The sequence below is a fragment of the Microbacterium hominis genome, assembly GCF_013282805.1.
Taxonomy (GTDB): domain Bacteria; phylum Actinomycetota; class Actinomycetes; order Actinomycetales; family Microbacteriaceae; genus Microbacterium; species Microbacterium hominis_B.
The window spans coordinates 2,597,272-2,611,723 of sequence record NZ_CP054038.1 but is presented as its reverse complement, the minus strand read 5'-3'; the positions used below and the strand labels follow the sequence as shown (position 1 = coordinate 2,611,723).

Genomic DNA, 14,452 nt, shown 5'->3' with positions numbered 1-14,452 from the left:
GAGATGTCGATCGCCTCGGTGGGCGGCAGATGCAGGGCGGCCGGGTCGATGGGCGGACGGTTCTGGGGCATGGCGGGTCCTCTCTGACGGTTCATGAAGCGAGTGTCGACGGGGGTGTGATCCGTCTCACGTGATGGCGGTGCGCCGGGTGAGGTCGGGATGCCGCGGCGGCACGATCACGTTCGCCAGCGCGATCGCCAGCGGCAGGCCGAGGCAGAACACGCCGAGCAGGGCCCACCGCACATCGCCGAGCAGCAGGTTCCCCTGCGACTGGATGGCGAAGCCGATGGGCGGGAGGATGCCGGCGGCCGCGCCCGCGAGGGTGCCGAAGCCCGCGATGACCAGGCCCTGCCAGAACGCGATGCGTCGGCGGAGCGACCGTGTGCCGCCGACGGCCGCGAGGGTCGCGTCGTCGGGGCGCCGCTCGAACCGGGCCAGGCCCAGGGCGACGGCCGAGGCGCCGAGCACGAGCACGGCGACGACGGCGAGCAGCGGAACGAGCCACGGCAGATCGCTGGGAGGGCCGTCCTCGACGGCGACGCCGAGGGTGAAGTCCCCACCGCTGCGCAGCTCCGCTTCCGCCTGCATGCGGTCGCGCTGAACGGTCGTCGGCTGCTCGGCGAAGGTGGCGACGACGCGCTCCGGAGTCGCCGCCATGCCGAGCCGTTCGGCGGTCGCGGGCGCGACGGCGATCGTCACCGGCTGCAGCGGGGCATCCACGACGATCGCGTCGACACGCTCCTCGCGCAGCGGATCGGCCACGGCGGGGGCGGACGCATCGCGGATCCAGATGTTGAAGGGGGTGCGGCCGGCGTAGTGGTCGGCTCCTGCCCAGGCGCCGATCTCGACCGTGCCGTCGGTGACGAAGCGCTCGTCGGCGACGAGCGCGGCGCCCTCCCGATAGGCGTCCAGCTGCGCGGGGGAGAGGTCCGTCCCGAGCGCCGTCTCGAGCTCCGAGGGGTCGATCACCGACAGCGGGTTGTCCGGGTCGGCACCGATCCACGTGTCCTGCACCTCCGGGTCCAGCAGATGCTCCTCGGGAAGCACCGCCATGACCCACACCGCGTCGTCGGGCACCTGGCTCTCCGACGCGTACGCCCAGAACCCCTGCTGGCGGGCGACGACGGCGGCATCGGTCGCGCCGGCATCGGCGGCGAGCTCCCGCGCCGCGGCGGCACCGGCCCCGGCATCCTCGGCCTCGACCTCGCCCGTGGTCGGCTCCCACCCCGGCCAGACGCTGATCGCGACGGTGCCGAGCGGCGCCTGGTAGTAGTGGTTCCGAGCGTTCTGCGCCGTCTGCATCGAGGACTGCGCGACGGCGAACACGCCGATGAACACGGTCGCCGCGATCGCCGCGAACGCCGGAACGGTCCGCCCCGCGTTGGCGGCGGCATCCCGCGCGGCGAGCCGGGCGGCCAGCCCCACCCGCGACAGACCGCGCGCGGTGACCCACAGCAGCCAGCGACCGGACATCAGGATGCCGATCTGCGCGAGGATCGGCCCGATGACGATCCCGTACGCCGGGATGTAGCGCCACGGCGAATCCCACGGCAGATCCGACGCGTTCACGGCCGCGACGATGAACGCGCAGGCGATCGTGACCCCCACACCCGCGACGAGCACGATCGAGCCCCATACCGGGCGCGCGCCCTTCGGCTTCTGCGGGCGCCGCGCGCCGCGCAGCGCACTCAGCGCGTCGGTGAGGGCGACCGTGCGGGCGGGGACCAGGGCGGATGCCGTCCCCACCGCCACCGCGAACACGAAGATCGCCGCCAGGGCCGGCCACGGCACGTGGAAGCCCCAGAACTGGATCGCGCTGCCGTCGGCGGTGAGGGTCATGATGAGTGCGGCGAGGCCGATGCCGAGCACCACGCCCGCGAGCCCGCCGACGGCGCCGAGCGCGGTGCCCTGCAGCAGGATCGTGCGCGAGAGGTCGCGTCGGTCGGCCCCGACGCTCGCGGCGACCGCCAGCGAGCGCTGCTGGCGGCGGGCCGCCACCGCGAACGCGGCGCCGGCGAGCATCACGACGACGTACGCGGCGAACAGGCCGCCCGCGGACGCGACCAGCACGGTCTGCCACATCATCGACCAGCTGTCGGCGACCGACCCCTTCACCTCTTCGCGCAGCTGCGTCGGCGGATCGAGCATCACCTCCCGCGAGTACGCCACGACGCCCTCCTCGTTGAGGGCCTGCACGTCGTCCCACGTCAGGGCGAGATCGGGCAGATACCAGCGCTGGTCGCCGCCGACGAGCGCGCGCACCGCGGCCGTGCCGGGGAGGAACACGGCGCTCTCCTCGTCACGCAGGATGCCGGCATCCAGAGTGCCGACGATCTCGAAGGTCGCGGTCCCGTCGGCGAGCACGAGGTCGCCGCCGATCCCGACGCCGAGGCGCTCGAGGGTCGCGGGGGTCACCATCGCCTCGTCGGGACCCGTCGGGCGGGCGCCGTCGACGAGGTCGAAGGCGCCCGCGAACCGCGGGTCCCACGTGTCGCCCGTCCACGCCGGCACGAGGCCCAGGCCCGCGCGCGTCTCCACACGGGCGCTTCCCTCCGCGATCAGCAGCGACTCGGTGCCGGCGGGCAGGAACGCGGTCGGGTCTTCCACCGGATCGCCCTCGGGGACGACCCAGCCCTGGCCGGGCTCGGCCGGGTACCCGTTCCACAGCGGCTGCGTCGGCGCCTGCCAGAACCCCTCGCCGGGCACCCCGACCGGCGCGATCCACGCCTGCATGCTCCCGAGTTCCACGTCCGCCTTGTCCTCGGCGGTGCCCAGGGTGCTCGCCGCGAACACCCCGTAGGCGGTCATCGCGGCGATGGGGAGTGCGACGAGGGTCGCGATGAGCAGGCTCGACAGGCCGGTGCGGCGCACCTGCCTGCGCGCGAGGCGGCCGGCGACCCGCCACCGCGCTGCGGTCGCCCCGCGCGGGCGCGCCGGCGCGGGGGCGGCGTCGTCGACAGCGGCGGGCGCCTCCAGCACGCCGGTCACGCGCGGGCCAGGAGGGTCTCGGCGCCATCGCGGCGCGACTCGTCGATGATGCGGCCGTCGCGCAGGAACACGATCCGGTCGGCGAACGCGGCGTGCCGGGCCTCGTGGGTGACGAGGATGCCGGCGGCACCGGCATCCACTCTCGCCCGCAGCATCCGCAGCACGAGCTCCCCCGTGACGGAGTCCAGCGCACCGGTCGGCTCGTCGGCGAGGATCAGCCGCCGCCCGCCCACGACCGCCCGGGCGATCGCGACACGCTGCTGCTGACCGCCGGAGAGATCGTCGGGGTAGGCGTCGCCCTTCTCGGCGAGGCCGACCGATGCGAGGGCATCCCGACCCGCACGGCGCGCCACCCGGGCTCGGAAGCCGTCGAGCTCGAGGGGCAGCGTCACGTTCTCGAGCGCCGTGAGGGTCGGGATGAGATTGAAATCTTGGAAGACGAAGCCGAGCGACCGGCGTCGCAGCGCCGCGAGCTGCCGCGGGGTCTGCGTCGACAGGTGCGCACCTTCGATCACGACCTCGCCCGAGGTCGGCGTGGCGAGGCCCCCCGCGATCGACAGCAGCGTCGATTTGCCTGAGCCCGAGGCGCCCATGATCGCGACCAGTTCGCCGGCCGCGACGGCGAGGTCGACGCCCGACAGCGCCGATACCGCGGTCGGCCCCGAGCCGTACTGCTGCGTCACGCCGATCAGGCGAAGCACCGCCGCGGTCATCGCGAGCCCGCCGTCTCGATCGCGGCGCCGTCGGCCTTCGCGGGGCGCCCGCGCTTGGGCCGCTCGGTCGACAGCTCCAGGGCCAGGGCGTGCTCGGGATGCAGCGCCAGGCGCTGCTCGGTGTGGTCGAGCCAGCGCACCTCGGCCTCGGCAGCGAAGATCATGGAGTCGACGACCAGGGCCCAGGCGAGCTCCTCCGGGCCGTGCGGGTCGGCGCCGGCGTACTTGGCGCGCTGCAGCGACTGGAGCTGGGCCAGCGATGCCCGCCGCTGCGTCTGGATCACCGCGGCGACGTCGACGCCAGGGAGCGTCGCGGCCACCGCCAGCTTGATGGCGAGCTCGTCGCGGGTGCCGCCGGAGCGCTCGACGGGGGAGGAGAGCCACGCCGCCACCTCGGCCGAGCCCGCGGGCGTGATCTGCCAGTAGACGTGGCCGTGCTCGTCGACGTCGCCCTTCTCGACGAGCCCGTCTCGCTCGAGCCGGTCGAGGGTGTTGTAGATCTGGCCGACGTTCAGGGGCCAGGTCGACCCGGTCCGGCGGTCGAACTCCGTCCTCAGCTGGTAGCCGTAGCACGGCCCCTGGTCGAGGATCGCCAACAGGCTCTGTCGCACCGACATCGGTGGGCTCCTATCTGCATGCCGGGTATGCATACCGGGTATCTGGTTGCCGAGTATATGCATACCGGGCATGCAAAGGGAAGCATCGGTGCGCCTGGCGTGTTCGCGCCGCGGCGTGTTCGCGCCGGGCGAAGCATCCATCGTCCAGCGCACGTCAAGGTCACGGCCGGATAACATGGGCAGGTATGCCTGAGCGCGGGAGCGCCGGGCGGCAGCGGCGCCGATCGCGCCATTCCCGACAGTATGGAGACACTCCGTGGCCAACCCTCTCGAGAAACTGCTTCGTGCCGGCGAGGGCCGAATCCTCCGACGGCTGCAGCAGGTCGTGAAGGCCGTGAACGCCCTCGAAGAGGACTACGCGCAGCTCACCGATGACGAGCTGCGCGGCGAGACCGCCGAACTGCGTCAGCGCTATCAGGCGGGGGAGTCCCTCGACCGCCTCATGCCCGAGGCGTTCGCCGCGGTCCGCGAGGCCGCCAAGCGCACGCTCGGGCAGCGCGCGTACGACGTGCAGCTCATGGGCGGCGCGGCCCTGCACCTCGGCAACATCGCCGAGATGAAGACCGGTGAGGGCAAGACGCTCACCGGAGCCTTCCCCGTGTACCTCAACGCGATCGCCGGCGAGGGCGTGCACGTGGTCACGGTCAACGACTTCCTCGCGTCGTACCAGTCCGAGCTCATGGGCCGCATCTACCGCGCCCTCGGCATGACCACCGGCACGATCGTCGCCGGGCAGACGCCCGAGGTGCGTCGTCAGCAGTACAACGCCGACATCACCTACGGCACGAACAACGAGTTCGGCTTCGACTACCTGCGCGACAACATGGCCTGGCGCAAGGAGGACCTCGTGCAGCGGGGTCACTTCTTCGCCATCGTCGACGAGGTCGACTCGATCCTCATCGACGAGGCCCGCACGCCGCTGATCATCTCCGGCCCGTCGTCGGGCGAGGCCAACCGCTGGTTCGTCGAGTTCGCCAAGATCGCGAAGACCCTCGAGGCCGGCGTCGACTACGAGGTCGATGAGAAGAAGCGCACCATCGGCGTGCTCGAGCCCGGCATCGAGAAGGTCGAGGACTACCTCGGCATCGACAACCTGTACGAGTCGGCGAACACTCCGCTCATCTCGTTCCTCAACAACTCGATCAAGGCCCTCGCGCTCTTCAAGCGCGACACCGACTACGTCGTCATGAACGACGAGGTCATGATCGTCGACGAGCACACCGGCCGCATCCTGGTCGGACGCCGCTACAACGAAGGCATCCACCAGGCCATCGAGGCCAAGGAGGCCGTGCCGGTCAAGGCCGAGAACCAGACGCTCGCCACGGTCACCCTGCAGAACTACTTCCGCCTGTACGACAAGCTCGCCGGCATGACCGGTACCGCCGAGACCGAGGCGGCGGAGTTCATGTCCACCTACCAGCTCGGCGTCGTCTCGATCCCGACGAACAAGCCCATGGTGCGCAAGGACCAGCCCGACCTCGTCTACAAGAACGAGCAGGCGAAGTTCGCCCAGGTCGTCGAAGACATCGTGGCGCGCCACAAGGAGGGCCAGCCGGTGCTCGTGGGCACCGTGAGCGTCGAGAAGAGCGAGTACCTCTCGCGCCTGCTGGCCAAGAAGGGCATCAAGCACGAGGTCCTCAACGCGAAGAACCATGCGCGCGAGGCCGAGATCGTCGCCCGCGCCGGGCGCCTGGGCGCCGTCACCGTCGCCACGAACATGGCCGGTCGAGGCACCGACATCATGCTCGGCGGCAACGCCGAGTTCCTCGCCGTGCAGGAGATGAAGGCCAAGGGCCTCGACCCCGTCGAGACCCCCGAGGCCTACGAGGCCGAGTGGGACGCCGTGTACGACGCCACCAAGGAGGTCGTCGGGGGCGAGGCGGAGAAGGTGATCGCCGCGGGCGGGCTGTACGTGCTCGGCACCGAGCGGCACGAGTCGCGCCGCATCGACAACCAGCTGCGCGGTCGGTCGGGGCGTCAGGGCGACCCCGGCGAGAGCCGGTTCTACCTCTCGCTGACCGACGACCTCATGCGGCTGTTCCAGTCGGGCGCTGCCGAGGCGATCCTGTCGCGCACCAACTTCCCCGACGACGTCGCGATCGAATCCGGAATGGTGTCGCGGGCGATCAAGAGCGCGCAGGCGCAGGTCGAGGCGCGCAACGCCGAGATCCGCAAGAACGTCCTCAAGTACGACGACGTCCTCAACCGTCAGCGTGAGGCGATCTACTCCGACCGCCGCCACATCCTGCACGGCGACGACATCGCCGATCGGGTGCAGCACTTCATCGAAGACGCGATCAACGCGGTCATCGACGACCACACCGGGTCGGGCCACGCCGAGAACTGGGACTTCGACGCCCTCTGGACCGAGCTGAAGACCCTCTACCCCGTCGACGTCACCATCGACGAGGTCGTCGCCGAGGCGGCAGGTCGGCGCGGCATGACCGCGGAGGGACTCAAGCGCGAGATCCTCTCGGACGCGAAGATCGCGTACGACAAGCGCGAGCAGACGCTCGGCGAGGCGGCGACGCGCGAGCTCGAGCGCCGTGTCGTGCTGCAGGTGCTCGACCGCCGCTGGCGCGACCACCTCTACGAGATGGACTACCTGAAGGACGGCATCGGCCTGCGTGCCATGGCCCAGCGCGACCCGCTCATCGAGTATCAGCGCGAGGGCTACCAGATGTTCCAGTCGATGATGGGGCAGATCAAGGAGGAGTCGGTCGGCTACCTCTACAACCTCGAGGTCGAGGTGCGCCGCGCCGGCGACGGCGAGCAGGTGACCCAGGTCGAGGCGAAGGGTCTGAGCGCGCCGCCGACCGACGGTCAGCGGCTGCAGTACTCGGCGGCCAACGACGCCGGCGAGGTCGAGGTGCGCAACGAGCGCGGTCAGGTGCAGCAGGCGGCCACCACGCGACTGCGGCAGGCGGCGGCCGCTGCGGCGGCCCAGCAGCAGGCGCCCGCCGCGGCGCCCGCCGAGCCTTCGCGCGGCGCGTTCGGCCAGCGCACTGAGGCCCCCGCACCCGCCGAGCAGGCGCCGCTCAACCGCGCCCAGCGCCGCGCGGCCGAGAAGAACAAGTAGTCCCGCGCCCCCGCGCGCTCCGCGACCGCCGTCCACCTCTGGCGAGGGGGCGGCGGTCGCTCTACTCTGAGGCGATGGTGGATGCTGCGGAGTTCCGCGGGCCCGCTGCCCGCACGGTCGTCGTGGTCGGAGGGCTGGCCTCGGCGGTGTCGATCGCCGCGGCGGCGGTCATCCCCTCGCGGGACCTGCCGTCGCTGATTCCGCTCGTGCTCCTGGCGTGGTGGTGCGTGTACGTGCTGTGGGGGTATCCGCTCGTCCGGGTCGACGCCGAGGCGGTGCTCGTGCGCAACACGCTCTCGACGGTGACCATCCCGATCGCGGCGATCCGCGAGGTGACGGGAGGGCGCCGGCTCACGATCCGCACGTTCGACGGGCGCACCTATGTCCCGGTCGCCGCTCCCGGCGTGGGCACGAGCTTCCTCTGGGGCGCGGTGCGCGCCGCCGACGCCTACGCCTCGTCCCCGGTCATCGTGAAGGGCGTCGAGCCGCTGCGCCTGGACCCGAACCGCGAGCGCACCCCGGCGACGATCGTCGCGCAGACGATCCGGCGCCGGATGGACCAGCGGCGGCCGATGCCCGGCGACCCGCGCGTCGTGCCCCCGCCCACCATCAACCTGTCTGTCGTGCACGGCACGGTCGCGGCGGTGGTGGCCACCGCCGCCCTGCTGCTGATCCTCGGGTGAGCATCGGCCCCGCGCGGGCCACGCGTGGGCGATTGGCATCCGCGTCGCGCCGATATCCTGAGGCGATGAGCCCCCTCCGTCCCCTCGACCAGTCGAGCAAGCTGAAGAACGTCCTGTACGAGATCCGCGGGCAGGCACTGGTGGAGGCCGACCGACTCGAGGCCGACGGGCACACGATCCTCAAGCTCAACACCGGCAATCCCGCCGTGTTCGGCTTCGAATCCCCCTACCAGATCGTGCGGGACATGATCGAGGCGATCCCGCACGCCCACGGCTACAGCGACAGCCGCGGCATCATGTCGGCGCGGCGGGCCATCGTCTCCCGCTACGAGCAGGTGCCGGGCTTCCCGCAGTTCGACCCCGACGACGTCTACCTCGGCAACGGGGTGTCGGAGCTGATCACGATGACGATGCAGGCGCTGCTCGACGAGGGCGACGAGGTGCTGATCCCGGCCCCCGACTACCCGCTGTGGACGGCGATGACGAGCCTCGCCGACGGCACCCCCGTGCACTACCGGTGCGACAACGAGAACGGCTGGCAGCCCGACCTCGAGGACATCCGCGAGAAGATCACGCCCCGCACGAAGGCGATCGTGGTCATCAACCCCAACAACCCCACCGGCGCGGTCTACTCGCGCGAGGTGCTCCAGGGAATCGTCGAGATCGCCCGCGAGCACTCGCTGCTGCTGCTGAGCGACGAGATCTACGATCGCATCCTCTTCGACGACGCGCAGCACATCCCGCTCGCCACCCTCGCGCCTGATCTTCTGTGCCTCACCTTCAACGGGCTGTCCAAGACCTACCGCGTGGCCGGCTACCGTTCCGGCTGGATGGTGATCACCGGCCCCAAGCGCCACGCCGCCGGGTTCCTCGAGGGGGTCCAGCTCCTGGCCTCCACGCGCCTGTGCCCGAACGTGCCCGCGCAGCACGCCGTGCAGGCCGCGCTGTCGGGCGTGCAGTCGATCGACGCGCTCATCGCCCCGAGCGGGCGGCTGCACGAGCAGCGGGATGCCGCGTGGCAGACGCTCGAATCGATCCCCGGCGTGTCGTGCCTGAAGCCCCAGGGTGCGCTCTACGCGTTCCCGCGACTGGATCCGAATGTCTACGAGATCCACGACGACGCCCGCCTCGTGTACGACTTCCTCGTCGCCGAGCACGTGCTCCTCGTGCAGGGGACCGGATTCAACTGGCCGACTCCCGACCACCTGCGCATCGTCACGCTGCCGGAGGCGCGCGTGCTGACCGAGGCGATCGAGCGGCTGGGGAACTTCCTGTCTTCGTACCGGCAGTAGCCGCGACAGTTCGCGCCGGTCTCGCGCTCAGCCCATGCTGACGAGGAGCCGCCCACATCGTCGGGGGCGGCCCGCTCGCCGGTCGGGGAGACTCAGAGGATCGCGACCGAGGTGGCGCGCAGGCGCCCGTCGAGGCCCTCGGCGCGGATCGCGACGGCGCGCGTGCGCGCCGGGCCGCGGACGATGATGACCGCTTCGATCACGCCGTCGGCGGGCGACGAGTGGCGCACCGACATGATGTGGTGCACGGGCCGCTTCGCGGGCACTCCCCGGGCGCTGCGGGCGCGCGCGGAGAGGTTGGCGCGCACCACGAGCTTGCGATACGGCTCCTCCGCCATCCAGCGGGCCACGTGCTCGGCTTCGCGCACGCCCGCGAACACTTCGAGCACATTCCGCGTGAGGTTCCGCAGGAAGGGCTCGGGGTCGCCCAGCTGGGCCGTGGAGGTGCGCTGCGGTCCGAAGAACCGTTCGATCTCGGCCGCATCGACCGGGGTGGGGAGTGCGCGGGCGGTGCCCGCAGGCGTCTGTGCCATGGGAGCCAATCTCGACAGGGGGATGTCTTGCCCGCTAGTAGAACACACAGACAACTATCAGCAAGCATCCAGGTTCGTTCTGTGGATAACTCGTAACCCGATCGTCATCGTTGCCCTACGCTCGCGGAGTGCGCTGGGATCGCTTCTTCGACGACCTCGAGGATCAGCTCGCCTCCGAGTGGGAGGCCGAGCGTGCTGCGCTGGACACCGAGGCCGAGCGGCTGCGGCTGTCCCGAGTGACGTTGCGCGAGCGACTGGGCGCCCTCATCGACCGGGTCGGCGACGGCGCGGTCACCGTGTCGCTGATCGACGGCACCGTGCTCGAATGCGAGGTCGTGGGGGTGGGCGCCGATTGGGTCGCCCTCGCAGAGTCCGCGCGACCGGGGGCGGTGCTGGCGCCGCTCGGCGCCGTGCTCGGGTTCGGGATGCCGCATGCCGACCTCCTGCGCAGCGCCCGCCCGTCCACCTCCCCGCCCTCCGCGCTCGCCGAGCGGGTCACGTTCGGATTCGCGTTGCGCGATCTGGTGCGACGCCGTGCCGAGGTCGCCGTGATGACGACAGCGGGCCGGCTTCTGGCCGGCACGATCGATCGTGCCGGCGCCGACCACCTCGACCTCGCACTGCACGAGGCGGGTGCGCCGCGGCGCGCGGAGCGGATCACCGGTCATCGGATGATCCCGTTCGCGGCGGTCTCGTTCGTGCGCGCGACCGGCGCCGTGCCCGTCTTCTGAGACGGGGATCTGCCACCGGAGCGGCTCAGTCGGGGTTGCGCACCCGCCCGCTGCCCCACAGCTCCGGGAAGCTCGCCTCGTTCGACTGCTGCCACAGCGCCATGCGGCGCGTCTCCTCGGTCTGGTCGTCGAGGTACTCGTCGATGCTGGCGGTCTCGATGCTCCAGCGTGCGGGGGAGCCGAGCCTCACCGCGCGCAGGCGGTTCTCGAGGACGAGTGCCATGACCTCGTCGACGGAGATCCCCAGCAGCTCGCCGACGGCCGCCGGGGCCAGTCGCGCGGGGCGGGAGGAGCGTTCGGACATGTCGTCCATTATGGAGCGCACCCGGGGTGACAGGAGGGGCGCGACGAGCCCTGTGGATAACGTTCGGGCGTCGTTCGCGGACTGCGCCACGATGGAACGCGTGTCCACTTTCGACCCGCCCCGTCCCGCGCGTCGCCCGTTCTGGGGCGATGTGCGCTTCCTCCTCGGCATCGTGCTCGTCGTCGCCTCCATCGCCGGCGTCTGGCTGGTCGTCTCGTCGGCGCGCCAGACCGAGCCGGTCTACGCGGCCGCGCGCACGCTCGTGCCCGGCGAGGCCCTGAGCGCCGACGACCTGCGCATCGTGGAGGTCGCGCTCGGCCAGGCCGATGCGGCGTACCTGACCCCCGCAACGCTCGGCGATGCGGGAGTCCTCACGCGCACCGTGGAGGAGGGCGAGCTCCTGCCGGTCTCCGCGGTGGGCGCGCCGGCGCTGGCGCGCACGACCAGTGTCGTCGTCCGCAGCGCCGCCGAGGTCCCCGCCGCCGTCGACACCGGGGCGGTCGTCGAGGTGTGGGCGGCGCCGGTGTCCGCGCCCGGAGAGTTCGAGACGCCGCGCATCCTCATTCCGGATGCGACGGTCGCCGCGGTCCTGCGCGACGACGGCGTCGTCGGCTCGTCGGGGCCCGCGCTCGAACTCGTGATCGCGCGCGCCGATGTCGCGGCTCTCCTGGCGGCCATGGCGGGCGGCTCCGCGCTGTCGGTGGTGCCCGTGGCCGGGGCCGCCCGATGAAGGTCGTCGTCGCCGCGGCCTCCGCCCACGCTCCTCGTCTGGCCTTCGGACTGGACAGAGAGGGGATCGACGCCATCGCGGTGGTCGATGCCGACGCCCTCGCGCTGGCCGCGGTCGATGAGGCGTTCGGCGCCGACGCCGAATCCCTCGTGCGGGCGATCGCCGAGGCGGCGGCCGTGGTGCTCGAGGTCGCGCGCGACACCCTGACCGCCGACGTCGTGGCGCTGTGCGACCGCGCCGGCACCCGCATCGTGCCGCTCGCAGGCGACGGCGGTGACGCGGCGCGCCTGGCGAGTCTGTTCGGACTGGGATCTCCGATGCCCCTCGATATCGCGCCCCACGATCTCGCGGATGTGCTCCGGGGAGCGCCCGTGCCCGCTGAGGCCGCCATCGAGGCCCCCTCCGGCGTCGATCCGCGCGTCATCGTCGTGTGGGGTGCGGCCGGAGCGCCCGGCCGCTCCACGGTCGCCATCGAGCTCGCCGTCGAACTCGCCCGCGGCGGACGATCGGTCGCCCTCGTCGACGCCGATTCGCACGCACCCTCGATCGCTCTCGCGCTCGGTCTGCCCGACGAGGGGCCTGGCTTCGCCGCCGCGTGCCGTCAGGTCGAGCTCGGCGGGCTCGATGCCCGCGAGCTGGCCCGGATCAGCATCCCCCTCCCCGGGACGGGGGTCGATGTCCTGCCGGGGATCAACCGTCCCTCGCGATGGCCCGAGCTCACCGAGACGCGGGTGGCCGGGGCGCTCGCGGCGTGCCGCTCGTGGGCGGATTACGTCGTCGTCGATGTCGCGGCGTCACTGGAGCGCGACGAGGAGATCATGAGCGATCTGGCCGGCCCTCGCCGCAACGCCGCGACCCTCGCCGCCCTGCGCGCGGCCGACCTCGTCGTGGCCGTCGCGGGGGCCGATCCGCTGGGGGTCTCGCGCTTCCTGCGTGCGCACGCCGACCTGCGCGCCACGATCGGGGCGACGCCGTTGGCCGTGGTCGCGAACCGGCTGCGCTCGGGGGCGCTGGGCATCGACGCGCGCGGGCAGGTGCGGCGCACGCTCGAGCGCTTCGGCGGTGTGCGCGATGTGTGGTTCCTCCCGCAGGACCCGCGGTCTGCGGACGCGGCGCTGCTGTCGGGACGCCCGATCGCCGAGGTGGCGCCGAAGTCGCCGCTCACGCTGGCGGTCCGTCGTTTCGTGGGCGACGCCGTGGTTTCGGCGCCGGTGCTCGCGCGACCCTAAGCTGGTCACGTGTCGACCCTCAGCGATCTCGTATACGCCCAGGGCCGGTCGAGCGAGGCCGATGTGGAGTGGCTCCACCGACTCGCCGGCGACGGCCAGCTCCTCGCCGATCTGGCGTTCGCCGACATCGTGATCTGGGTCCCGACCGAGGATGACTCGTTCATCGCGGTCGGCCACACCCGACCGAGCGGGGCGGCGACCCTGTTCTATCGCGACATCGTCGGCGATCGTGTGCGTCCGCAGTGGCGCACCCAGATCCGCGAGGCCTTCCAGAGCGGCCGCATCGTCGACTCCGCGTCGCCCGACTGGTTCGAGGAGACGCCGACGCGGGTGCGGGCGGTGCCGATCGTACGGGTGAAGAACGGCGAACCGGCCGTCACGATCGGCGTGCTCACCCGGCACACGAACCTCGGCGAGGCGCGCACGCCGTCGCGGCAGCAGATCACCTTCAACGACTGCGCCGACGACCTGTTCGGGATGATGGCCTCCGGGGAGTTCCCCGACCTGACCGCTCCCACGTCGCCGCGCCGCGGCGCCCCGCGCGCCTCCGACGGACTCATCCGCCTCGACGTCGACGGCGTGGTGACCTTCGCGAGCCCCAACGCGCTGTCCGCGTTCAACCGGCTCGGCTTCGATGACGAGCTGGAGGGCGAGTCGCTGGTCGAGGTGGCCACCGGCATCCTCCCCGAGAAGCGCCAGTTCGACGAGTCGCTCCCCGTCGTCGCGTCGGGCCGCGCGCCCTGGCGCACCGACGTCGAGGCGCGCGGGGTGACCGTGTCGCTGCGCACCATTCCGCTGCGCGACCACGGCACCCGCATCGGGGCGCTCGTGCTCTGCCGCGACGTGACGGAGATCCGTCACCAGGAGCAGGAGCTCATCACCAAAGACGCGACGATCCGCGAGATCCACCACCGGGTCAAGAACAACCTTCAGACCGTCGCGTCGCTGCTGCGCATCCAGGCGCGCCGCTCCCATTCCGAGGGGGCGCGCGACGCGCTCACGCAGGCGATGCGGCGCGTGTCGGCGATCGCCGTCGTGCACGACACGCTCTCGGAGGGTCTCGCGCAGAACGTGGACTTCGACGACGTGTTCGCCCGCGTGCTCAAACTCGTCGCCGAGGTCGCTGCCGCACCGAACACCCGCGCGCGCACACGCACCACCGGGTTGTTCGGCACCCTGCCGAGCGAGTACGCGACGCCGCTCGCCCTGGCGCTCACCGAACTCGTGACCAATGCGGTCGAGCACGGCCTCGCCGGCCAGGAGGGCGACGTCGAGATCATCGCCGACCGCACCGACGAGGCCCTGGAGGTGCGGGTGCGCGACACCGGCTCGGGGCTTCCCGAGGGGCAGGTCGGCCGAGGCCTGGGCACACAGATCGTGCGGACGCTCATCCAGGGGGAGCTGGGCGGCACGATCGACTGGCACACGATCATGGGCAGCGGCACCGAGGTCACGATCGAGATCCCGCTGCGCTACATCGGCCGCCGGAGCGCATGAGAAACGGGATGCCTCGTGGAGAGGCATCCCGCTTTCACAGGCTCCGGGCAGGTGCC

The 14,452-nt window shown here is 71.8% G+C and carries 12 protein-coding genes; 7 read left to right on the top strand and 5 right to left on the bottom strand.

Translation table 11 applies throughout. The annotated features are described in order from the left end of the window. Positions 1-126: 126 nt before the first annotated feature. Genes HQM25_RS11885 through HQM25_RS11875 form a run of 3 tightly spaced genes read right to left on the bottom strand, consistent with a single transcriptional unit; the run spans position 127 to position 4,318 of the window. Complete coding sequence (locus HQM25_RS11885) at positions 127-2,988, bottom strand: ABC transporter permease (RefSeq protein ID WP_254359307.1); 2,862 nt, start codon at positions 2,986-2,988, stop codon at positions 127-129. After that, a complete protein-coding gene (locus HQM25_RS11880; protein WP_172990423.1) occupies positions 2,985-3,701 on the bottom strand; it encodes an ABC transporter ATP-binding protein in 717 nt (238 codons plus the stop codon). The genes HQM25_RS11885 and HQM25_RS11880 overlap by 4 nt, the downstream gene beginning before the upstream one ends. Further along, the gene (locus tag HQM25_RS11875; protein WP_172990422.1) at positions 3,698-4,318 is read right to left on the bottom strand and encodes a PadR family transcriptional regulator; all 621 of its coding nucleotides are present in this window, start codon (positions 4,316-4,318) and stop codon (positions 3,698-3,700) included. Before HQM25_RS11875 ends, HQM25_RS11880 begins: the two co-directional genes overlap by 4 nt. A 256-nt stretch (positions 4,319-4,574) precedes the next feature. Here HQM25_RS11875 and secA point away from each other — a divergent pair, with 256 nt between their 5' ends. The 3 genes from secA (at position 4,575) to HQM25_RS11860 (ending at position 9,372) form a co-directional block, all read left to right on the top strand. Next, positions 4,575-7,397 (top strand): preprotein translocase subunit SecA, encoded by a 2,823-nt coding sequence (gene secA / locus HQM25_RS11870; protein ID WP_172990421.1) that lies wholly within the window; start codon positions 4,575-4,577, stop codon positions 7,395-7,397. 74 nt (positions 7,398-7,471) lie between these two features. Beyond that, positions 7,472-8,080 carry a PH domain-containing protein gene (locus HQM25_RS11865; RefSeq protein WP_172990420.1) on the top strand — a complete coding sequence of 203 codons (609 nt, stop codon included), beginning with the start codon at positions 7,472-7,474 and terminating at the stop codon, positions 8,078-8,080. 65 nt (positions 8,081-8,145) lie between these two features. Next, entirely contained in the window at positions 8,146-9,372 is a 1,227-nt protein-coding gene (locus tag HQM25_RS11860; RefSeq protein WP_172990419.1) for a pyridoxal phosphate-dependent aminotransferase, read from the top strand. A gap of 92 nt (positions 9,373-9,464) precedes the next feature. Here HQM25_RS11860 and HQM25_RS11855 read toward each other — a convergent pair whose 3' ends face one another. Continuing rightward, positions 9,465-9,905 carry an Rv3235 family protein gene (locus tag HQM25_RS11855; RefSeq protein WP_172990418.1) on the bottom strand — a complete coding sequence of 147 codons (441 nt, stop codon included), beginning with the start codon at positions 9,903-9,905 and terminating at the stop codon, positions 9,465-9,467. A 128-nt stretch (positions 9,906-10,033) separates the two neighbouring features. Here HQM25_RS11855 and HQM25_RS11850 point away from each other — a divergent pair, with 128 nt between their 5' ends. Next, positions 10,034-10,636, top strand: coding sequence for a hypothetical protein (locus tag HQM25_RS11850; RefSeq protein WP_172990417.1), 603 nt, complete (start codon positions 10,034-10,036; stop codon positions 10,634-10,636). 25 nt (positions 10,637-10,661) lie between these two features. On the opposite strand, the gene HQM25_RS11845 is transcribed toward HQM25_RS11850, so the two are convergent. Beyond that, entirely contained in the window at positions 10,662-10,940 is a 279-nt protein-coding gene (locus HQM25_RS11845; RefSeq protein WP_172990416.1) for a DNA-binding protein, read from the bottom strand. Positions 10,941-11,040: 100 nt separating this feature from the next. On the opposite strand from HQM25_RS11845, the gene HQM25_RS11840 reads away from it, so the two are divergent. From HQM25_RS11840 to HQM25_RS11830, 3 genes are read left to right on the top strand one after another with little or no spacing between them, the layout of a single operon-like run. Then, positions 11,041-11,670: an SAF domain-containing protein gene (locus HQM25_RS11840; RefSeq protein WP_172990415.1), complete on the top strand. Its 630-nt coding sequence runs from the start codon at positions 11,041-11,043 to the stop codon at positions 11,668-11,670. Then, a complete protein-coding gene (locus HQM25_RS11835; protein WP_172990414.1) occupies positions 11,667-12,899 on the top strand; it encodes an AAA family ATPase in 1,233 nt (410 codons plus the stop codon). Before HQM25_RS11840 ends, HQM25_RS11835 begins: the two co-directional genes overlap by 4 nt. 9 nt (positions 12,900-12,908) lie before the next feature. Continuing rightward, positions 12,909-14,396, top strand: coding sequence for a sensor histidine kinase (locus HQM25_RS11830; RefSeq protein ID WP_172990413.1), 1,488 nt, complete (start codon positions 12,909-12,911; stop codon positions 14,394-14,396). The last annotated feature ends 56 nt before the right edge of the window (positions 14,397-14,452 follow it).